Origin of the sequence: Streptomyces sp. NPDC088354 (assembly GCF_044753585.1) — a bacterium.
In the GTDB taxonomy this organism is placed as follows: Bacteria; Actinomycetota; Actinomycetes; order Streptomycetales; family Streptomycetaceae; genus Actinacidiphila.
Map to the genome: position 1 here is coordinate 332,446 of NZ_JBIVNJ010000004.1, position 20,710 is coordinate 353,155.

The 20,710-nt window shown below is 71.0% G+C and carries 19 protein-coding genes and 1 riboswitch; of the genes, 3 read left to right on the forward strand and 16 right to left on the reverse strand.

Features of this window, described 5'->3' with window-relative positions:
• Positions 1–428: 428 nt before the first annotated feature.
• The 6 genes from ACIP98_RS09860 to ACIP98_RS09885 all read right to left on the reverse strand — a co-directional run bounded on the left by ACIP98_RS09860 (position 429) and on the right by ACIP98_RS09885 (position 7,038).
• Positions 429–1,514 carry a M48 family metalloprotease gene (locus ACIP98_RS09860; RefSeq protein WP_401974765.1) on the reverse strand — a complete coding sequence of 362 codons (1,086 nt, stop codon included), beginning with the start codon at positions 1,512–1,514 and terminating at the stop codon, positions 429–431.
• Entirely contained in the window at positions 1,511–2,680 is a 1,170-nt protein-coding gene (locus ACIP98_RS09865; protein ID WP_319662118.1) for a hypothetical protein, read from the reverse strand. Before ACIP98_RS09865 ends, ACIP98_RS09860 begins: the two co-directional genes overlap by 4 nt.
• Positions 2,681–2,732: 52 nt before the next feature.
• Entirely contained in the window at positions 2,733–3,785 is a 1,053-nt protein-coding gene (locus ACIP98_RS09870) for an NlpC/P60 family protein (protein ID WP_319662119.1), read from the reverse strand.
• 170 nt (positions 3,786–3,955) lie between these two features.
• The gene (locus ACIP98_RS09875; RefSeq protein WP_319662120.1) at positions 3,956–4,981 is read right to left on the reverse strand and encodes an NlpC/P60 family protein; all 1,026 of its coding nucleotides are present in this window, start codon (positions 4,979–4,981) and stop codon (positions 3,956–3,958) included.
• Between the two features lie 316 nt (positions 4,982–5,297).
• A complete protein-coding gene (locus tag ACIP98_RS09880; RefSeq protein ID WP_401974768.1) occupies positions 5,298–6,701 on the reverse strand; it encodes an NYN domain-containing protein in 1,404 nt (467 codons plus the stop codon).
• Positions 6,702–6,789: 88 nt separating this feature from the next.
• Positions 6,790–7,038: a hypothetical protein gene (locus ACIP98_RS09885; protein WP_319662121.1), complete on the reverse strand. Its 249-nt coding sequence runs from the start codon at positions 7,036–7,038 to the stop codon at positions 6,790–6,792.
• Positions 7,039–7,153: 115 nt separating this feature from the next.
• Here ACIP98_RS09885 and ACIP98_RS09890 point away from each other — a divergent pair, with 115 nt between their 5' ends.
• Together ACIP98_RS09890 and ACIP98_RS09895 are read left to right on the forward strand one after the other, a co-directional pair.
• On the forward strand, positions 7,154–7,933 hold the full coding sequence (locus tag ACIP98_RS09890) for a rhomboid family intramembrane serine protease (protein WP_319662122.1): 780 nt from the start codon (positions 7,154–7,156) through the stop codon (positions 7,931–7,933).
• A complete protein-coding gene (locus tag ACIP98_RS09895; protein WP_319662123.1) occupies positions 7,930–8,211 on the forward strand; it encodes an Lrp/AsnC ligand binding domain-containing protein in 282 nt (93 codons plus the stop codon). The genes ACIP98_RS09890 and ACIP98_RS09895 overlap by 4 nt, the downstream gene beginning before the upstream one ends.
• A 33-nt stretch (positions 8,212–8,244) precedes the next feature.
• Here the strand turns inward: ACIP98_RS09895 and ACIP98_RS09900 are convergent, their stop codons facing one another.
• The 6 genes from ACIP98_RS09900 to ACIP98_RS09925 all read right to left on the reverse strand — a co-directional run bounded on the left by ACIP98_RS09900 (position 8,245) and on the right by ACIP98_RS09925 (position 15,435).
• Positions 8,245–9,585 (reverse strand): aminotransferase class V-fold PLP-dependent enzyme, encoded by a 1,341-nt coding sequence (locus tag ACIP98_RS09900; protein ID WP_401974772.1) that lies wholly within the window; start codon positions 9,583–9,585, stop codon positions 8,245–8,247.
• A gap of 157 nt (positions 9,586–9,742) precedes the next feature.
• Positions 9,743–9,859, reverse strand: a riboswitch (SAM riboswitch).
• A gap of 169 nt (positions 9,860–10,028) precedes the next feature.
• Positions 10,029–11,093 carry an anthranilate phosphoribosyltransferase gene (gene trpD / locus ACIP98_RS09905; protein WP_319662126.1) on the reverse strand — a complete coding sequence of 355 codons (1,065 nt, stop codon included), beginning with the start codon at positions 11,091–11,093 and terminating at the stop codon, positions 10,029–10,031.
• 148 nt (positions 11,094–11,241) lie between these two features.
• Positions 11,242–12,879, reverse strand: coding sequence for a cytochrome bc complex cytochrome b subunit (locus ACIP98_RS09910; RefSeq protein WP_319662127.1), 1,638 nt, complete (start codon positions 12,877–12,879; stop codon positions 11,242–11,244).
• Positions 12,876–13,916 carry a Rieske 2Fe-2S domain-containing protein gene (locus ACIP98_RS09915; RefSeq protein WP_319662128.1) on the reverse strand — a complete coding sequence of 347 codons (1,041 nt, stop codon included), beginning with the start codon at positions 13,914–13,916 and terminating at the stop codon, positions 12,876–12,878. The genes ACIP98_RS09910 and ACIP98_RS09915 overlap by 4 nt, the downstream gene beginning before the upstream one ends.
• Positions 13,917–13,924: 8 nt before the next feature.
• Positions 13,925–14,734 carry a cytochrome c gene (locus tag ACIP98_RS09920; protein ID WP_319662129.1) on the reverse strand — a complete coding sequence of 270 codons (810 nt, stop codon included), beginning with the start codon at positions 14,732–14,734 and terminating at the stop codon, positions 13,925–13,927.
• A gap of 80 nt (positions 14,735–14,814) precedes the next feature.
• Positions 14,815–15,435, reverse strand: coding sequence for a heme-copper oxidase subunit III (locus ACIP98_RS09925; protein WP_319662130.1), 621 nt, complete (start codon positions 15,433–15,435; stop codon positions 14,815–14,817).
• 169 nt (positions 15,436–15,604) lie between these two features.
• On the opposite strand from ACIP98_RS09925, the gene ACIP98_RS09930 reads away from it, so the two are divergent.
• Positions 15,605–16,006: a hypothetical protein gene (locus ACIP98_RS09930; RefSeq protein ID WP_319662131.1), complete on the forward strand. Its 402-nt coding sequence runs from the start codon at positions 15,605–15,607 to the stop codon at positions 16,004–16,006.
• Between the two features lie 12 nt (positions 16,007–16,018).
• Here ACIP98_RS09930 and ACIP98_RS09935 read toward each other — a convergent pair whose 3' ends face one another.
• From ACIP98_RS09935 to coxB, 4 genes are all read right to left on the reverse strand, one after another.
• On the reverse strand, positions 16,019–17,257 hold the full coding sequence (locus ACIP98_RS09935) for an Ig-like domain-containing protein (protein WP_319662132.1): 1,239 nt from the start codon (positions 17,255–17,257) through the stop codon (positions 16,019–16,021).
• A gap of 132 nt (positions 17,258–17,389) precedes the next feature.
• Positions 17,390–17,788 carry a cytochrome c oxidase subunit 4 gene (locus tag ACIP98_RS09940; RefSeq protein WP_319662134.1) on the reverse strand — a complete coding sequence of 133 codons (399 nt, stop codon included), beginning with the start codon at positions 17,786–17,788 and terminating at the stop codon, positions 17,390–17,392.
• On the reverse strand, positions 17,785–19,530 hold the full coding sequence (gene ctaD, locus ACIP98_RS09945) for a cytochrome c oxidase subunit I (RefSeq protein WP_319662135.1): 1,746 nt from the start codon (positions 19,528–19,530) through the stop codon (positions 17,785–17,787). The genes ACIP98_RS09940 and ctaD overlap by 4 nt, the downstream gene beginning before the upstream one ends.
• The gene (gene coxB / locus ACIP98_RS09950; protein ID WP_401974777.1) at positions 19,527–20,492 is read right to left on the reverse strand and encodes a cytochrome c oxidase subunit II; all 966 of its coding nucleotides are present in this window, start codon (positions 20,490–20,492) and stop codon (positions 19,527–19,529) included. Before coxB ends, ctaD begins: the two co-directional genes overlap by 4 nt.
• Positions 20,493–20,710 lie beyond the last annotated feature (218 nt).

Consider the following 20,710-nt stretch of genomic DNA (forward strand, 5'->3'; position numbering starts at 1 on the left):
CGCACCCCTGCCCCGGGGACTCACCGCCCGGCAACCGCGGGAGCCCGCCCGGGCACATGTCACCAGACGCCCCCGCTCCACGAAGCGCGGGCGCGGCCGAATGGCAGGGCTGGCACGGAGCACGGCGCCTGCCGCGCACCCTCAGGCCACGCCGACCCGCCTTGGCGCAGCACCAGGCGAGCAGGAACTCGCGCCGAGGAGACCACGGCGCGGGGCCGCGCGGAGCGACCGCTCCACCCATCGGAGCACGCACCGCCGCACGGCGCCGGCCGCGAACCCCTTGGTGCATCCGCACCCCTGCCCCGGCAACCGCGGGGGCCCGCCTGGGCACGCGTCACCAGGTGCCCCACGAAGCGCGGGCGCGGTCCAATCGCAGGCCCGCTGGCGAGGGCCGCCGCGGAGCCTCGGCAGGCCACGTGCTCAGCGGGTCAGGGGGTGGGCGTGGTGAACGCGCGGGCGGCGGCGATGCGTTGGACGGCGGTGGGGTGGGTGCCGAACAGGAGGTGGAGCGCGCGCGGGGGGTCGGGGTCGGAGACGTTGGCGACCGTGAGGCGGCGTTGCATGGCAATGAACTCGGCCGGGTCGCGGGTGAGTTCGAGGGCGTGCCGGTCCGCGCGGCGTTCGGCGCGGCGGCTGACGGCGCAGCCGAGGGGGCCGGCCAGGGCGGAGCCGACGGCGGCCGCCGCGGCGAGGAGGAAGAGGCCGCGGGGGTCGTCGGCGGCGTAGGGGGAGGCGGTGGCGAGGAAAGCGGCCAGGACACAGACGCCCGCGGCCGCGCCGAGGGCACCGAAGAGGGTGCCGCGCAGGACGTCGCGGTGCTTGACGTGGCCGAGTTCGTGGGCGACGACGAGCGCCACCTCGCCGGCCGGGGCGGTCGTCAGGAGCGTGTCGTAGGCGACGATGCGCCGGGTCCTGCCGAAGCCGGAGACGTACGCGTTGAGGGCGGTCGTGCGCCGTGAGGCGTCCGCGACCAGGACGTCGCGCACCGGGACGCCGTCGCGTGCGGCCAGTTCCAGCAGCGCGTCGCGCAACGGCCCGGCGTCCATGGGCCGGAAGCGGTTGAAGAGGGGTTCGAGGACGACGGGGGCGAGCCAGGACAGCGCCACGGCCGCGCAGGCCGCGCCGAGGGCGGCCCAGGCCCAGCCGAGCCCGTAGAAGCCGTACAGGGCGGCGAGGGCGAGCGGGACGGAGACCAGGAGGCCGCGCGCGACGTCGGCCGCCCAGCCGCCCCAGCCCTGGGTCACCAGGCCGTAGCGGCGGCGGACGACCCTCACGCGGGCCGAGAAGGGCAGCGTGACGGCCTGTCGGAGCAGGACCAGGAGGAGCCCGCCGGCCAGGACGCGCAGCCCCCACGCACCGCCGAACACCCCGGTCAGGGCGGCCCCCGCGGGGGTGAGGCCGAGGGCCAGCAGGAGGGCGAGACCGGCCAGGCGGCCGGCCATGAGGGGCGGCGACTGGGCCCGGCGCAGCGCCCTGCCGCGTGCGGTCTCGGCGGGGCTGAAGTCCTCGGTCATCCCAACTCCCGCTCGACGTAGGCGCGCCAGCGCGCGGTGAGCTCGTCCGTGCCGATCCCCAGCACACGGCGTGTGTCCGCACCGGCACGGTACAGGGCGACGAGGCGGGCGTCGCCCCATTGCTCCGCGATGAACCGGCAGGCCAGCCACGCGCCCTCGTAGGCCTGCGCGAGCCCGGCGGCCCGCGTGCCGAAGTCCGCGTCGGAGGGGAGCGCCCGGGGCACGCGGCCCGCGGCGACGTCGCGGGCGAGTTCGGGGGCGACGTCCGGTGCGGAGCGGCCGGTGCCGCGGTAGGCGACCCAGTCGGCGAAGCCCTCGGAGAGCCAGAGCGGGGTGCCGGGGGCCGTGGCGGAGCGGGTCGCCACATGGGTGGCCTCGTGGGTCAGCACGACGCGGCGTCCGAAGGCGGACAGCTCCCCGAAGGCCTCGGGGTTGACGATGACGCGGCCGCCCGGGGCGTGCGAGGCCGGGCCGCCGGCCTCGCCCGTGGTGACCGCGGCGATGCCCTGGTAGGCGTCGGCGGGGGCGTCGAGCAGTTCGCCCATCCTCCGCAGTGACGCGGGGACCTCGACCACGATCCTGCCGCTCCAGCCACGGGTCCCCCACGCCCGCAGCACCGCGGGGACCGCCCGGTCGGCGTCGGCGGCGTACGACTTCAGAGAGGCCGTGCCCACGGTGCCGAGGACGAGGCTGTAGGTGCCGCGCACCACCCGAACCGGGCCCTGCTCCCACAACTGGTCGCCGTCCGCGCCCTCCGCGGCGACGCGCCATCGGCCGTCGCCGCCCCGTCCCAGCCGCACCGACTCCTGGGTGGCGACGGGCGCGCTGTCGTACCCCTTGACGCGGTAGTCCAGTTCGACGCGGGCGGACGGCCGGTCGCCGCCGTCCACGGAGAGGACCCGGTAGGACCAGGAGGCCAGCGGCACGTCCTCCAGGTTGCGGAAGACCTGGCGTTCGGCGGCCCGCCGGGCGGGCACCGCACCGGCGAGATAGGCCCGCTCGTCCCGGTCCAGCAGTGCCGCCGCCCGTCCGTCCAGCAGTCGCTGCACGGACGTACGGTCCAGGCGGTCGCCGGAGGCGCCGACGGGCCTGCAGCCCGCCAGCACCGCCGCGCAGCACAGCGCGGCGGCGGCGAGGCGGACGAGGGGACGACGGATGCGGGCCACGCCGCCGATCGTACGGTCCCGCGGTCACGTGCACCGGGCCGCGTGGGCCGGGTCACGCGGGCCGGGTCACCGCCGCGACCGGCATCATCCCGATCGGGTCGTAGCGCACGCGTGCCCCGGGGTAGGGGGCGTGCACGACCTGGCCACTCCCTACGTACATGCCGACATGGCTGGCGTCGCCCCGGTAGACGACCAGGTCGCCGGGGCGTGCCTGGCTGAGCGGCACCTGCCGCCCGGCGTGCATCTGTGCCTGGGAGGTGCGCGGCAGCCCGACACCGGCCTGCCGGTACGCCCAGACCATGAGCCCGGAGCAGTCGAAGGCGCCGGGGCCGGTGCTGCCCCAGGCGTAGGGGGCGCCGACGACGGAGCGCACGGCCGCGACGGCCGCGGCGGCGCGTGCGGAGGACGCCGCGAGGTCCGGGATGTCGATCATCCGTCCGGAGCGGGAGGCGCGCTGCTCCAGGCGGGAGGCGAGCCGGGCCCGCTCCTCGTCGGACAGGGAGTTGACCAGGCGCGCGGCGGCCATCAGCTTGCGCTGCACCGTCTTCTTGCGCGCGTTGAGCGTGGTGCGGGCCCGCTCCAGCTCCACCAGCCGGCCGGCGGCCTGGGTGCGCTCCTGGTCCAGCACCCGCTGGGCGTCGCGCAGTTCGCCGAGCCGGGCGTTGCCGCGGCTGCTGATCCGGTCCAGGGTGGCGGCCCGGTCGAGGTAGGTGCCGGGGTCGGGCGAGAGCAGCAGGGCGAGGGTGGGGTCCACTCCCCCGCTGCGGTACTGCGCGCCGGCGAGCATGCCGAGGTCGTTGCGGAGCCCGTTGACCCGTTCCTGGCCGCGTGCGGCGCGGTCCTGCAGGACCTCCACCTGGTCGCGCAGTTGCTCCGAGTGCTCCTTGGCAGCATTGAACTGCTCGGTCGCCCGCTCCGCCTGCTCGTAGAGGTGGTCGATGCGGGTGGCCACGTCGGTCGCGGTGTCCGCGGGCCGGGCCTGCGCGCTCGTCGCGGAGGCGGCGCCCGCCACCGCCGCGGCGGTGGCGGCAGCGGCGGTCAGGACCGTGACCCGTGCGGTACGGGGGCCCTGGCCGGGCTGCGGAATGCGTCGATGGGAAGGCACGTCGGCCGACAGTAGTCAGCCGTGCACGCGGAGTTCAAAGACCGCGGGACGCGCGAAGGCCGGGCGACGCCCCACTTGCGCAGGTCACCGCCCGGCCGTCACCGTACGAGATCACCCGATAGGTTCAACCCGACGGGTTCGACCGGACTCGGATCCGGCTCGGGTGCGGATCAGATGCGGACGCCGAACTGGAACGGCATGTTGTTGATCGACTCGTAGCGGACGACCGTGCCGGTGCGCGGCGCGTGCAGGACCATGCCGTTGCCCGCGTACAGGGCCACGTGGTGCATGTCGCCGTAGAAGATCACCAGGTCGCCCGGCTGCAGCTGGCTCATCGACAGGTGCGTGCCGGCGTACGCCTGGGACTGCGAGGTCCGGGGTATGCCGACACCGGCCTGCGCGTAGGCCCAGGAGGTGAGGCCGGAGCAGTCGAAGGAGCTCGGGCCGGTGGCGCCGTAGACGTACGGCGAGCCGAGCTTGGTCTGGGCGGCCGCGAGGGCGGCGGCGGCGCGGCCGGAGGCCGGCGTGTCGTTGCCCAGGTTGACGCGCTCGTTGCTACGGCTGGCGCGTGCGTCCGCGGCGGCGACCGCGGCGCGCTGGGCGGCGGTCAGCGAGTTGAGCAGCCGCTGCGCCTCGGCCAGCTTGCCCTGGACTTCCTTCTTCTTCTTGCCCAGTTCGGTGCGGGTCTCGTCGAGCTCGGAGAGCTTGCTCGCCGCCTCCGCCTTCTGCTGGTTGAGCGTGCGCTTCTTCTCCGCGATCTGCTGGAGACCCTCGGCCTGCTTGGTGCTCAACTGGTCCAGGGTGGACGCCTTGTCGAGGTAGCTGTCCGGGTCGGCGGAGAGGAAGAGCTGCAACGTCGGGTCGATGCCGCCGCTGCGGTACTGGGCGCTGGCGAGAGTGCCGAGCTCGTCCTGGAGGTCGTTGAGCCCGGCCTGCTCGCGGGCGACCTCGTCCTGGATGTCCTCGACCTGCTTCTGCAGCTGCTGCTGCTTCTCCTTGGCGCCGTTGAACTTCTCGGTCGCCTGCTCGGCCTGCTCGTAGAGGGCGTCGACCTTGGCCTTGACGCTCTTGACGGACTGCTTGGCGGGCGCGGCCTGGGCGGCCTGGGCGGAGAGCGCCACGGCTGCGGCGGCGGTCGCGGTGAGCACAGTGACACGTGCGCGACTGGTCTGCTTGGGTCGACGGTGGGACGCCACTCGGGCGAGCTCCTTCTTCCTCCAGCCGCCTGCCGCGTGCATCGGGAACCGCGGTTCCCCGGCCCCGAGCGTCGGCGTCCCCCGTCGTACGCACGCCACTTCGGATCGGCGGGACCTCTGCTGTCACCCTGATTGGGTGATCGACTGCGCAGAGGTTCGAGGCCTGACCCTAGTGACCATCTTGTGATCGGATCAAATCTCTGAAGGAAAAAAGTCATTCACTCGCGTTTTCTTTACACACATCGCACGCGCAGTGATGGTGAGTTGACGCAGAGCTCCGAAAAACCGCCCCACCCGCCCCACGGTGTGCTCCAGGTCACACCCGGGCAAGTCGCTTGAGCAACAAGGTGGATGCGACCGGGCGGGCGCCGGCGCGGGCCACCCCGTCCGCCACCTCGCGGTCGGACGAAACCACCACAATCGGACGACCGGGAGGTTCCGCCCGAACCAGACGCCGGATCAACTCGTCAGCCGTCTCACCGGCCTTGCTGAACAGCACCCGCACCCCGCGCGGCGGGGCGAGCAGCACCGGCGCGTCCAGGTCCGCGCCGTCGAAGACACAGGTGACCTCGGCGCCGCTCTGCGCGGCCAGCACCGCGAGACCCCCCAGCAGCCGCAGCCGCTGCTTCTCCAACGGCAGGGCGGGATAACCGGTCTTCGTGACGTTGTAGCCGTCGATGACCAGATGGGCCTGCGGCAGCGCGAGCAACTGGTCCAGCAGCGCCGGGTCGTCCTCCGACAGCGCGCGGCGCGCGATGTCCTTCGGGCTGATCGCCCCCGGCGCCACCGCGTCCACGGTGTCGGCCGGGCGCACGCCCAGGGTGTCGCGCGGCGGCAGCGCCAGCTCCCGGCGCAGCCCGGACGCCGCGTCCAGCACGGTGTCGAGCAGCAGCCGCAACCGCATGTCCTCCACGGTGCGGCCCTCGCGTGCCGCCCGGCGGCCCGCCTCGACCGCCGACTCCGCCTCGGCCAGCCGGGCGCGCAGCCGGCGTGCCTCGCCGTCCGCGGCCGCCTTGTCCGCCGCGGCGGCAGAACGCACCTCGTCGAGTTCGGCCTCGACCTTGCGCAGGGCCGCCTCCGCGCGCTTCACATCGCTGGCGGCGCTGCGCAGTTTGCGCTGCAGCGACTCGGCCTCCTTGCGGGCCGCGTCCAGGTCGGCGCGGGCGCGGACGGCCTCGGTGCGGGACTGCGCCCGCGCCTCGTCGAGTTCGGTCCTCAGCTGCCGCAGTTCGCGCAGCGCCTCCTCGCCGGCCCGCTCAGCGCTGGCGCGCTGCGCCTCCTCCCCGGCGGCGGCGACCAGCTTCGCCCAGCCCGCGGGCCGCAGCAGATAGGCGGCGGCGGCCACATCGAGCGGATCCACGGCCGGCGGCGGGGTGCCGGCGTCCAGCGCATCGCACAGATCGGGTTCCGCCTCCCGCAGCCGTCCGGCGACGCGCTGCCGGAAGGCGGGATCGCTCTCCAGGGCGGTGGCCAGTGCGGTGGCCGCGAACTTGGCACGGCGACTCGGGGTGAACCGGGCGTACGGGCGCAGCACCGCGGGCAGCTCGCCCAGGGTCAGCCCGCCGAAGGCGTCGGCCGCGAGCGAGACCACGCGGTGGCGCACGCCCTCGGGCAGCGGACGGTCGAGGGCCTCGGGCGGGGCCGAGCCGTCCGGGGCAGCCGGAGCCGCGGGCCCGGCCGCCTCGTCGCCGTGGCCCGGATTACCGCCGGTCCGGTCCACCAGTCACTCCTGTCCAGTTCTTCGGCGCCTCCCCGGCCTCCCCGGCCTCTCAGGCCACGCCGCGCCCCTCCATTGTCCCTGGCGGCGGTCAGGCCTGCGCAGCCGCCGCGTCGGGACGGTCCACCAGCTCGACCCGGTCCACGGCGTTGCACCAGCGGCAGCGCACCGACTCGACGGTCTCGCTGAGCACCTCGCGCTCCTCGACGCTGGGCTCCCCCGCGAGGTCCAGGTGGACGTACTCGACGACCCTGCTGGACCGGGTGACGTCGAACCGGGTCAGGTTTCCGCAGAGGGTGCAGCGCCACCGGGTCGTGGACGTCGGCAGTGGAACCGTCATCGGATCTGCTCCTAGGTCGCGCGTTTGCGTTCCGGTCACCCTACGGCCTCGGCGGGATCCGGCGCTGCGGCGAGGCGTCCTGTGCCCGTTACACCCGTTCCGTCATGATCGATCCATGGTCATCCCGGTGTACGACAAGAACCCTGTCCGCCGCAGACCCGTGGTGACGTACGCCCTGATCGGGCTGTGCGTGGCGGTCTTCCTGATCGGCCCGGCCTCCGGGCTCAACCCCGTGTACGGCACCGGGCACGAGCTGGCGTGCGCCCAGGCCTCGTACTTCGCCCGGTGGGGTGTCATTCCCGCGGAACTCTGGCACGGGCGTGTCACCGCCGCGTCGGTCGTGATGCCGACCGGCTGCCCCCCGCCGGACGGCCTCGGACGGTCGCCCTTCGTGTCGGTGCTCACGGCGCTGTTCGTGCACGGGAGTTGGGTGCACCTGCTGGGCAACATGCTGTTCTTCTACGTCTTCGGCGACAACGTCGAGAACCGCATGGGCCGGTTGCGGTACCTCGTCTTCTACGTGGCGTGCGGCTACCTGGCCACCTACGGCTACGCCCTGGCGCACACCACGTCGACCCAGGCACTGGTCGGCGCGTCCGGCGCCATCTCCGGCGTGCTCGGCGCGTACCTCTACCTCTATCCCCGGGCGCGCGTGACCAGTCTCTTCCCCTTCCTCTTCTTCCTGCCGCTGCGCTTCCCCGCGTGGATGGTGCTGGTCTTCTGGTTCGTCCTGCAGTCCCTCGCCGGACAGGCCCCCCAGTCAGGCCCGGGCGTGGCGTACCTGGCGCACATCACCGGCTTCCTCTTCGGTTTCCTGTGCGCCTGGGGGTGCTACCGGGCAAGGCCTAAGCTTGAGGCCGCAGCCAGGGCGACCCAAGGAGACCTACAGCCGTGATCACCGCGATCGTGCTCATCAAGACCAGCGTCGACCGGATCCCCGAGATCGCGCAGTCCATCGCGGCGCTCGACAGCGTCAGCGAGGTCTACTCCGTCACCGGCACGTACGACCTGGTCGCCATGGTCCGTGTCGCCCAGCACGACCAGCTCGCGGACGTCATCCCCGGGCGCATCAGCAAGATCCCCGGCGTCGAGGCCACCGACACGCACGTGGCCTTCCGGACGTACTCCCAGCACGACCTCGAAGCCGCCTTCGCCATCGGCCTCGACTCCTAGTAGACCTCGGCTCCGGGCGCGCCCGGCGCGGCGTTACGCGGGAACGCAGCGGCCGTTCTCGGTGCGGTAGCGCCACTGGGCGCCGTCGGTGACGAGGGTGGCGACGGCGGTGAGGAAGCGCTCGACGTGCTCGTCGGGGGTACCCGCGCCGAAGGAGACGCGAACGGCGTTGAGGGTGGTGTCGCCCCCGCAGTCGCCCGGTTCCGTGTGGTCGCCGAGCAGGGTGCGGACCAGCGGATGGGCGCAGAACAGCCCGTCGCGGACGCCGATGCCGTACTCGGCCGACAGCGCCGCGGCGAAGTGGGAGCTGTTCCAGCCGTCGACCACGAAGGACAGGACGCCCACCCGCGGGGCGTCCTCGCCGAACAGGGAGAGCACCCGCACCTGCGGGATCCCCGCGAGACCGTCGCGCACCCGGGCGACGAGTGCCTGCTCGCGCTCGACGAGGGACTCGAAGCCCGCCTCGCGCAGGGCCCGGCAGGCGGAGGCGATGGCGTGGACGCCGATGACGTTGGGCGAACCGGCCTCGTGGCGGGCCTCCGTGGTGTGCCAGTCCACGTCGACGCCGCCGTCCTCGCGGCGGGCGACCCGCCGGGTGGCGCCGCCGCCCGCGAGATACGGCTCGCCCTCGCGGAGCCAGTCGGCCCGGCCGGCCAGGACGCCGGAGCCGAAGGGCGCGTAGAGCTTGTGCCCGGAGAACGCGACCCAGTCCACGTCGAGCGCGGCCACGTCGACGGGGTGGTGCGGCGCGAGCTGCGCGGCGTCCAGGACGATGCGCGCACCGTGCGCGTGGGCCGCGGCCGCCAGCTCGCGCACCGGCCAGAGCTCACCGGTCACATTGGACGCACCCGTCACGCAGACCAGCGCCGGACCCTCCGACTGACACGCGGCGAGCGCCCGCTCCAGCACGGACACCGCCTCCGCGGGGGTCCGGGGCGCGCTCAGGTAGGTGACGTCGCCCTGCCGCCAGGGCAGCAGTGAGGCGTGGTGCTCGGTCTCGAAGACGAAGACGCGGGTGCCGTCGGGCACCACGGACGCCAGCAGATTGAGCGAGTCCGTGGTCGACCGGGTGAACACGACCTGGTCGTCGGCACGGCAGCCCAGGAAGGCGGCCACCTCCGCACGGCTGCTCTCGAACAGGTCCGTCGACAGCTGCGAGAGGTAGCCCGCGCCCCGGTGCACGCTGCCGTAGTAGGGCGCGTAGGCGGCCACGTCGTCCCACACCCGCTGCAGCGCGGGCGCGCTCGCGGCGTAGTCGAGGGCGGCGTAGGCGACCTCGCCACCGGTGACGAGCGGGACGAGGACGTCGCGGCCGAGGACCGGCAGCGGGGCGGTGGTGGTGGTGCGGACGGTCGCAGCAAGGTGCACGGACATGGCGAAGTCTCCTGTGGGCAGGGGGGGAGCGACAGGGCGTCAGGGATGACGGGAAAGCCCTCGCGGCGCCGGACGGCACACGGCGGCGCGCCCGGGGAGGGTGGAAAAGGGGCCTTCGGGCCCTAGCGCATTCGCTTGCTCATGGAAGAACTCCTCATGCCCGTGCTTGCCGCAGACCTCGCTGCCTGCGGCCTGGTCATCACCCGGGGCACCCCGCCACGGAAGGAGGGTTGCCGGACAGCGGGCCGGGGCCGTGTCGCTGTCACTCGTGACCTGCGCAGCATCCTGCCACAGACGCCCGGTGCCGCAAGCCGCGGTCCGCATCCCGGACATCGCACGGCGGCACCCGGGGCCGCGGGCCGTACCGGGAGCGCGCGAGGGCCGGGAGACGCGCGAGGGCCGGGGCGCCCGGCCCCGGCCCTCGCCTGCGAACGTCCGCGCGGCTACGCGTTCGTGGCCGCCGCCCACCGCTCCAGGGTCTTCGCGGCCGCGCCCGAGTCGATGGACTCCGCCGCCCGTGCCATTCCCGCGGCGATCCGCTCGGTCAGACTGCCCTCCGCGGCTTCCAGCGCCACCAGCGCGGCAGCGGAGTTGAGCAGGACGGCGTCCCGCACCGGCCCGGTCTCACCGGCCAGCAGCCGGCGGGCCACATCCGCGTTGTAGGCCGCGTCGGCACCCCGCAGCGCCTCGATCCGCACCAGCTCGATGCCGACGTCGCGCGGGTCGAAGGGGACCTGTTCCACGGTCCCTTCGCGCACGATCCAGACCTGCGAGGTGGAGGTGACCGTCAGCTCGTCCAGGCCGTCGTCACCGCGGAACACCAGCGCGGAGGAGCCGCGCCGTGCCAGCACCCCCGCGATCAGACCGGCCATCCGGGTGTCGAAGCAGCCGACCGCCGACGCCCCGACCCGGGCCGGATTGGTCAGCGGGCCGAGGATGTTGAAGGAGGTCGGCACCCCCAGGTCGCGCCGCGCCGAGGCCACGTAGCGCATCGCGGGGTGGAACTTGGCCGCGAAGCAGAAGGTGATGCCGATCTCCTCGGCCACCCGGGCGACGCGGTCGGGCGACAGGTCCAGGTTGATGCCCAGCTTCTCCAGCACGTCGGAGGCCCCGCTGGCACTGCTGGCCGCGCGGTTGCCGTGCTTGACGACCTTGGTCCCGGTCCCCGCGATGACGATGGCGGACATCGTCGAGATGTTGACGGTCCTGGCCCGGTCGCCGCCGGTGCCCACGATGTCGACGGCCGGCCCGGGGATGTCGAGGGGCTGCGCGTGCGCGTACATCGACTCGACGAGGCCGGTGACCTCGTCGACGGTCTCGCCCTTGGCCCGCAGCGCCACCATGAAGCCGGCGATCTGGGCGTCGGAGGCCCCGCCGCTCATGATGCGGTCCATCGCCCAGGCCGTCTCCGCGGTGCTCAGGTCCTGCCCCGCCAGCAGGGCTCCCAGGATCCCGGGCCAGGAGCGGCCCGCCGCGGTGTCGCCTCCAGCGGGGTTCACAACGCTCATGGTCCACACTCCGGGTGGTCTGACGTGCAGGGGATGGGCAACGGACGTCCTCGCCCCCACCCTATCGGCGCGGGGGAACGGGAAAGGGCCCCGTCCATCGGATGAACTCCGACGAACAGGGCCCTTCCCGGTGGCACAGCGTCCGGGATCAGTGGTGGCCGTGGCCGCTCGTGATCTCCTCGTACTCCTCGGCCGACGGCTTGGGGATCTGGGTGCCCTCGCCGTAGTAGCCGCGCGACAGCCTCGCGCGCAGTCGCGTGGTGAGGCCGACCTTCTTCTCCACGCCGTTCTCGTCCGTCGCCGGGCCGATGGCCAGCGGCTCCGGCTGCTCGTGCGAGGTGAGCGTGAACAGCTTGGCCTGGTCCAGCGGCTCGTGGATCTCGATGAACTCGCCGTGCGGCAGCCGCTTGATGATGCCGGTCTCGCGACCGTGCAGCACCTTGTCGCGGTCGCGCCGCTGCAGGCCCAGGCAGATCCGCTTCGTGATGAAGAAGACCAGCACCGGCAGCACGAAGAAGGAGATCCGGACCACCCAGGTGATCGCGTTGATCGACAGGTGGAAGCGGGTAGCGAAGAGGTCGTTGCCACCACCGACCAGCAGGATCAGGTAGAGGCTGATCCAGGCCGCGCCGATGCCGGTGCGGACCGGGCGGTTGCGGGGGCGGTCGAGCAGGTGGTGCTCGCGCTTGTCACCGGTGACCCACGACTCCAGGAACGGGTAGACGCCCATGAAGCCCAGGACCAGAGGGAAGATCACCAGCGGGATGAACACGCCCAGCACGAGCGTGTGGCCCCACAGGCTGATCTCCCAGCCCGGCATGATGCGGATCAGGCCCTCGGAGAAGCCCATGTACCAGTCGGGCTGCGCGTCGGTCGACACCTGGTCCGGCCGGTAGGGGCCGTACGCCCAGACCGGGTTGACGGACACCAGCGCGGACATGGCCGCGATGACGCCGAAGACCAGGAAGAAGAAGCCGCCCGCCTTCGCGGTGTAGACCGGCAGCAGCGGCATGCCGACCACGTTCTTCTCGGTCTTGCCGGGACCCGGGAACTGCGTGTGCTTGTGGTAGAAGACCAGGATCAGGTGGGCCACCAGCAGGCCCGCCATGATGCCCGGGATCAGCAGCACGTGGATCGTGTAGAACCGCGGCACGATGTCGTGCCCCGGGAACTCCCCGCCGAAGAGGAAGAACGACAGGTACGTGCCGACGATCGGCACGGACAGGACCGCGCCCTCCATGAACCGGATACCGGTACCCGACAGCAGGTCGTCCGGCAGCGAGTAGCCCATGAAGCCGTCGAACATGCCGAGGAACAGCAGCAGGAAGCCGAAGAGCCAGTTGACCTCGCGCGGCTTGCGGAAGGCGCCGGTGAAGAAGACGCGCATCATGTGCACGAGCATCGCGGCCACGAAGACGATGGCCGCCCAGTGGTGGATCTGCCGGACCAGCAGACCGCCGCGCACGTCGAAGCTGATGTGCAGGGTCGACGCGTACGCCTCGGACATCCTGATGCCCTGCAGCGGGGTGTACGAGCCGTCGTAGACGACCTCGTTCATCGCCGGGTGGAAGAACAGCGTCAGGTAGACACCGGTCAGGATGACGATGATGAAGCTGTAGAGGGAGATCTCGCCCAGCATGAAGGACCAGTGGTCCGGGAAGATCTTCCGCATGTTGGCCTTGGCCAGGCTGAAGATGCCCAGCCGGCCGTCCGCCCAGTCGGCGACACGCTCACCCGCGGGCGCCTTGCCGCGCGGCTTGGCGCTCACGCTCTCGTTGGTACTCATCCACGCTCCCAGAAGGCAGGGCCCACGGGCTCTTCGAAGTCGCCGAGCGCCTCGAGGTAGCCCTCGTCGTTCACGCTGATCCGCAGCTGCGGCAGAGCGTGGCCCGCCGGGCCGAAGATCACCCGGGCACCGTCGGACAGGTCGAACGTCGACTGGTGGCAGGGGCAGAGCACGTGGTGCGTCTGCTGCTCGTACAGGCTGATCGGGCAGCCGACGTGGGTGCAGATCTTCGAGTAGGCCAGGATGCCCTGGTGCGCCCAGTCGCGCGCCCGCTTGTCCTTGATGTCCTCCGGCTCGATGCGGACGATCATCAGCGCGGACTTGGCGATCTGCTCCTGGAAGTCCTCCTGGTCCTCCTCGAGCCCCTCGGGCACGGCGAAGGTCAGGGAACCGACGGCGACGTCCTCGGGACGCAGCGGCTGGTTGGTGTTCTGGTTGACCAGCAGCTTGCCCTTGGCCCACAGCGTGTGGCGGAGCTTCTCCTCCGGCAGCGGGCCGAGGTCGCGCAGCAGCATGACGCCGGACAGCGGGACCAGGGTGAGCGCGCCGAGCAGGGTGTTGCGGATCAGCTTGCGACGGCCGAGCTGGCTCTCGCGGGCGCCGTCGGCGAAGTCCTGCATCACCTGGGCCCGGGTCTCCGGGTCGGCCTCGATCGGGTGCCGGTCGGCCGGGCGCTCGGTGTCGTCCATCAGCGTGCGGGCCCAGTGGACCGCGCCCGCGCCGATGGCGAACAGGGAGACGCCCAGCGTCATGCCCAGCGCGAAGTTGAGCGCGCTGATGTGGCCCAGCGGCCAGACGTAGACGATCTTGTCGATCGGGATGACGACGAAGCTCGCGATGAAACCGAGCGTGGCGATCATCGAGGCGGTGAACAGCAGCGCCACGGTCCGCTCGGAGGACTTCGCGGCCTTCTCGTCGATGTCCTGGCGGCGCGGCAGGTGCGCGGGCAGGCCCGGGTCGGCGAACGGGTGCTCATCCGCGAGGCCGACCTGGCCACGGTCGTGAGCCGAACGCTCCGGCAGGTTCTCTTCTGACATGTCCTGACTCATGACTTCTTGGCCTTGGTGGTGTGGGCGCCGATCCAGCACGCACAGACGATCAGAACGCCGAGGCCGAAGATCCAGCCGAACAGGCCTTCAGTGACGGGGCCGAGGCTGCCCAGCGACATGCCGCCGGGGCTCGGCGCCTTGTCGCCGTTGACGGCGTTCAGGTAGGCGATGATGTCGCGCTTGTTCTGCTCGGGCATCGTGCTGTTGGGGAACGACGGCATGTTCTGCGGGCCGGTGAGCATGGCCTCGTACAGGTGCTTGTTGCTCACGCCCGAGAGCGACGGGGCGTACTTGCCGTTCGTCAGGGCGCCACCCTTGCCCTGGTAGTTGTGGCACTGCGCGCAGTTGGTGCGGAACAGCTCCCCGCCTCGCGCGGTGTCCGCGCCACTCGGGTTGGTCTGATCCTCGGTGGGCGTGGACGGGCCGGGGCCCAGCGACGCGATGTAGGCGCCGAGCTGGTCGATCTGCTTCTGCGAGTAGATGTTCTTCTTGCTCGGAACCTGCGCGCCGGGCTGCTGGGCCGGCATGCGGCCGGTGCCGACCTGGAAGTCCACGGCCGCGGAGCCGACGCCCACCAGGCTCGGGCCGTCACTGCTTCCCTGGCCCGACGTACCGTGGCAGCTGGAGCAACCGACGGCGTACAGCTTCTTGCCCTCTTCGATGGCGAGGGACTGGGAGCTGTCGTCGGCCTGCGCCTTGGGTGCGGGCGCGAGCGCCGCGTACAGCCCCCCGATGGCCGTGAGCGCGAGAAGTAGGACGACGAGCGCCGCCATCGGGTGGCGCCGTCGTGCGGAGAGCTTTTTCACGGATTACCCCGGTGTCAGGATCTCTTGCGTCGATGGGTCTGGGACACGGACCGAAGGCCGCGGCTGCCGCGGCGGTCCGCTTACTTGATCAGGTAGATCGTGGCGAAGAGGCCGATCCAGACGACATCGACGAAGTGCCAGTAGTAGGAGACGACGATGGCGGCGGTGGCCTGTTCGTGGGTGAACCGCCTGGCCGCGTAGGTCCGTCCCAGGACCAGCAGGAAGGCGATGAGACCGCCCGTCACGTGCAGACCGTGGAAGCCGGTGGTCAGGTAGAACACCGAACCGTACGGGTCCGAGGACAGCGAAAGGCCGTCCTCCTTGACCAGGTTCGTGTACTCGAAGATCTGACCGCCGATGAAGATCGCGCCCATGATGAAGGTGACCGTGAACCACGCGCGCAGCTTCTTCACATCGCCGCGCTCGGCGGCGAAGACACCCATCTGGCAGGTGAAGGAGGAGAGCACGAGGATCGTGGTGTTCGCCGCCGAGAACGGAACGTTCAGGAGATCGGCGTGAGCCTTCCAGTACTCGGCACCCGTCACCGAGCGAAGGGTGAAGTACATCGCGAAGAGGGCCGCGAAGAACATCAGCTCGGAACTCAGCCAGATGATGGTTCCGACGCTGGTGAGGTTCGGCCGGTTGACCGACGGGTGCGCGTGCCCGGTTTCTACTGCTGTTGCTGTCGCCACGACCGACATTATGTCGGTCCCTTATCTCGCGCTCACTCCGGGGGGTGCCATTCGGTGTGTCAAGGCCGTTGGGACAGCGGCAGAGATCGCCCGAAGGAGCTAACACTCCTCGAAGGACCCTGCTCAGGAGTAAGGTTCGGCCACAGGCAGGCGACTCCACGAAGGCGAGGAGGCACGGATGCAGACGACCGCGACGGTGCTGGTCTACAGCGACGACAGGAACACCCGGGAGCAGGTCCGTCTGGCCGTCGGGCGCCGCCCCGCAGCCGACTTGCCGCCGGTGGAGTACCTGGAGTGCGCGACCCTTCCCGCCGTGCTGAGCGCGCTGGAGAACGGCGGCATCGACGCGTGCGTGCTGGACGGCGAGTCCGTGCCGGCAGGCGGCATGGGTGTGTGCCGGCAGGTCAAGGACGAGATCTTCCGCTGCCCGCCGGTGCTGGTGCTGATCGGACGCCCCCAGGACGCCTGGCTGGCCAGCTGGAGCCGGGCCGACGCGGCGGTGAGCCACCCCGTCGACCCGGTCGAGCTGAGCGCCGCCCTGGCGGGGCTGCTCAGGCAGCGTCTGTCCGTCGACGCGTAGCCGGCGCAGAGGTCACAGGACCGGCCGCAGACGGGCCTGCGGGTCGTCCGTGTCGTCCGCCGCGGCCGGGTCGGTGCCGGCCCGCGCCCCGGCGGCGCTGCCCTTGCGCCAGTCGGCCCAGCTGAGGTTCCAGTCGCCGAATCCGTTCCCGAACGGCGCCATCTCGTCACCCAGGCTGTGCGTGACCACCACGATGTCCCCACGCCGCACGTTGTCGAAGAACCAGTGCGCGTTGTCCGTGCTCATCCCGGTGCATCCGTGGCTGACGTTGGCGACGCCCTGCGAGCCCACCGACCAGGGCGCGGCGTGCACGTACTCGCCGCTCCAGGTCACCCGGGTGGCCCACTGCACGGGCAGGTCGTAGGCGTCCGAACTGCCCGACGCGATGCCCACGGTCTCGCTGCGCATCCGTACGTTGGCCTCCTGGCCCAGCACGACCTTGATGCCGTTGCGGGTGGAGAAGCCGGGCTTGCCGGTGGTGACCGGGATGGTGCGCACGACGCGGCCGTTGCGCTTGAAGGTCATGGTGTGCGTCTCGGCGTCCGTGAGCGCCTCCACCCGATCGCCGGTGCGCAGCGTCAGGGGTTTGGCCGGGCCGCCGTACATGCCGCCCTTGATGTGCAGGCCGTCGAGGGTGCTGCGCACCTCGATCCGGGCGTGCGCGGGCCAGTAGGTGCGCGGGCGGTAGTGCAGGGTGCGGTCGTCCACCCAGTACCAGGCGCCCTGGCCGGCCGACGGCGCGGAGTCGACGTGCAGACTGCGCTCGACGGCGATGCGTGCGTTGATGTCCTTGACCGGGGCGCTGAGTTCGGCGGTGACGGGCTGTCCGACGCCGTAGGTGCCGCTCTCGGGGCCGAAGGTGACCCGCAGCAGCTTGTCGGGGGCACGGGTGTCCAGCGCCAGCGTCTTGCGGCCCTGACGGCCGTCCTTGTCCTCGGTGCTCACCCGTACGGTGTAGTGGGCCCCCGCCCCCAGTGCGGAGGTGCTCTGCCAGTGCCTGCCGTCCTCGGAGAGCCGCCCGCGGATGAATCGGCCGGCGCCGTCGGTGGCCGTCACATCCGTGATGCGCTTGCTGTCACCCTTGACGGTGATTTCCAGCGGCTTCCGGGGGTCGGCCTTCTTCGTGCCCGTGCCCGCGGCCCACACCACGTCGCCCGAAGCGTCGTAGGGAGCTTTGGCCAACGGATCGCCGCCACCCGAGCAGCTGGCGAGCGGAGCTGCCGCCACCGCTGTCACGAGTGCGATCGCCATTCGGCGGGGAGAAAAGAGACCCATGATCACACGTTATGCATAAGAGCCCGTTCGCGCGCGTCGGGCGCGTGCGAACGGGCGAGGCCCGGACCCCATTCGGGTGTCCGGGCCTCGCCCGTGTGCGCGACGGGCTCACTGGGTGCGGTTCTCGCCCCGGTAGTACTCGAAGACCCAGCCCCACAGTCCGAAGAGGATGAAGGGCGCGCCGAAGTAGATCAGCCACCAGCCGAAGATGATGCCGAGGAACGCGGTGGCACCACCGAAGGCCAGCAGCAGCGGCTGCCAGCTGTGCGGGCTGAAGAAGCCCAGCTCGCCGGCGTCGTCCGCGACGTCCGCGTCCTCACGGTCCTGTGCCCCGGTGTCCGCCCGGCGGGCGGTGAAGGCCAGGTAGAACCCGATCATCACGGCCAGGCCGAAGGAGAGGAACAGCGCCGTGGTGCCGACCGGCTCCTTGGACCACAGACCGTAGATGACGGCCATGGCCAGGAAGAAGAAGGAGAGCCACAGGAACAGCCTGCCCTGGAACTTCACTTGCCCGTCTCCTTCTCATCGCCGCCGGAGACGGCCTTGGGGGCCGGGCCGACGTTCTCCAGCTGGTCCTGAGCGGCGATCTCCGGGTGGTGGAGGTCGAACGCCGGGGATTCGGACCGGATGCGCGGCAGCGTGAGGAAGTTGTGCCGCGGCGGCGGGCAGGAGGTCGCCCACTCCAGCGAGCGGCCGTAGCCCCACGGGTCGTCGACCTCGACCGGCTTGCCGTACTTGGCGGTCTTCCACACGTTGTAGAAGAACGGCAGCATCGACAGGCCCAGCAGGAACGAGCTGATGGTCGAGATGGTGTTCAGCGTGGTGAAGCCGTCCGCGGCCAGGTAGTCCGCGTAGCGGCGCGGCATGCCCTCGGCGCCCAGCCAGTGCTGGACGAGGAACGTGCCGTGGAAGCCGAAGAACAGCGTCCAGAAGGTGATCTTGCCCAGCCGCTCGTCCAGCATCTTGCCGGTGAACTTCGGCCACCAGAAGTGGAAGCCGGAGAACATCGCGAAGACGACGGTTCCGAAGACGACGTAGTGGAAGTGCGCCACCACGAAGTACGAGTCGGAGACGTGGAAGTCCAGCGGTGGCGAGGCCAGGATGACACCGGTCAGACCACCGAAGGCGAAGGTGATCAGGAAGCCGATCGCCCAGAGCATCGGTGTCTCGAAACTCAGTGAGCCCTTCCACATCGTGCCGATCCAGTTGAAGAACTTCACACCGGTCGGTACCGCGATCAGGAAGGTCATGAACGAGAAGAACGGCAGCAGCACGCCGCCGGTGACGTACATGTGGTGGGCCCACACGGTCGCCGAGAGGCCGGCGATGGAGATGGTCGCCGCGATGAGGCTGACGTAACCGAACATCGGTTTCCGGGAGAAGACCGGAATGACCTCGCTGATGATGCCGAAGAACGGCAGCGCGATGATGTACACCTCTGGGTGCCCGAAGAACCAGAACAGGTGTTGCCACAGCAAGGCGCCGCCGTTGGCGGCGTCGAACACATGGGCACCGAACTTGCGGTCCGCCTCCAGGGCGAGCAGCGCGGCGGCCAGCACCGGGAAGGCGAAGAGCACCAGCACACCGGTGAGCAGCACGTTCCAGACGAAGATCGGCATCCGGAACATCGTCATGCCGGGGGCGCGCATGCAGATGATCGTGGTGATGAAGTTGACCGAGCCGAGGATCGTACCGAAGCCGGAGAAGGCCAGACCCATGATCCACAGGTCGCCGCCGATGCCCGGCGAGCGGACCGCGTCGGTGAGCGGGGAGTAGGCGAACCAGCCGAAGTCGGCGGCGCCGTTCGGCGTCAGGAAGCCGGCGACCGCGATGAGCGAGCCGAACAGGTAGAGCCAGTAGGCGAACATGTTCAGCCGCGGGAACGCGACGTCGGGGGCGCCGATCTGCAGCGGCATGATCCAGTTCGCGAAACCGGCGAACAGCGGCGTCGCGAACATCAGCAGCATCACGGTGCCGTGCATCGTGAAGAGCTGGTTGAACTGCTCGTTCGACACCACCTGGGTGCCGGGGCGGGCGAGCTCGGCGCGCATGATGAGCGCCATGATGCCGCCGATGATGAAGAAGAAGAACGACGTCGCGAGGTAGAGCGAGCCGATCGTCTTGTGGTCGGTCGTGGTCAGCCACTTCACGACCGCCGCGCCGGGCTGCTTGGTGCGCAGCGGCAGCTCGTCCTCGTACGTGTCTTCGTGCGCCGCGGCCGCGCCGTGGGGTTCGTTGAGAATGCTCACTGGGTCTTGGTCTCCGCGTTCTTGGCGTTGCCGGTGGTGGCAATGCCTGCCGGGACGTAACCGGTCTGGCCCTTCTTCGCCAGGTCCTTCAGGTGCTGCTGGTACTGCGCCGGAGAGACGACCTTGACGTTGAAGAGCATCCGGGAGTGGTCCACGCCGCACAGCTCGGCGCACTTGCCCATGAAGGTGCCCTCCTTGTTGGGGGTCACCTGGAAGACGTTGGTGTGCCCGGGGATGACGTCCATCTTCATCAGGAAGGGGACCACCCAGAAGTCGTGGATGACGTCACGCGAGGTGAGCACAAAACGAACCGACTCGCCCTTCGGCAGCCACAGGGTCGGGCCCGGGTTGCCGGTGTCCGGGTCCCGGGTGGCCGCGGAGCCGAAGTCGTAGACGCCGTCCGCACCGGCGGGCGCGTCCAGCTTCTTCGCCGAGATCGAGGAGAGCTCCGCGGGCACCTTGCCGGCCGGGGGCGTCGACGGGTTGCCGTCCACGTCCTCGACGTAGTTGAAGGCCCAGCTCCACTGGAAGCCGACCACGTTGATGACGTGGTCGGGCCGCTTCGAGGTCTCCAGGAGCTTGGACTCGTCCCGCGCGGTGAAGTAGAAGAGCACCGAGATGATGACCAGCGGAACCGTGGTGAAGAGCGCCTCGATCGGCATGTTGTACCGGATCTGGGGCGGCACCTCCACCTTGGTGCGGCTGCGGCGGTGGAAGATGATGCTCCAGAGGATCAGTCCCCAGACGAGCACACCGACCGCGAACGCGGCCGCCCAGGAACCCTGCCAGAGCGAGAGGATCCGCGGTGCCTCGGCTGTTGCGGGGCTGGGCATGCCGAGGCGGGGGAAGTCCTCGTATGTGCAACCGGTGGCGGTCGCAAGGACCAGGCCCGCGGCCAGCGCCTGCGGCAGAATCCGCCGCATCGGGCGCCGCGACGAGCGGTCGGAGCCGTAGGGACTCACGTAGCGCCTTCCCGAGAGTCTCGCCCGCGCGTCCGGATTCCCGGCCTGTGCTGGTCGGTCGCCCTGGCGCGGGCAGTGGTGTGGATGTTTATGCGGACCAAACCCTACTGGACTCGTTTTTGGGCCGCGCGGGGAGGGGTGCCAACGCGCCGGGGCGGCCCCCGAAGGGGTGTCGGACGCCGTCCCGTACTCGCGGAACGCCCCGTTCCGGGGCCTTC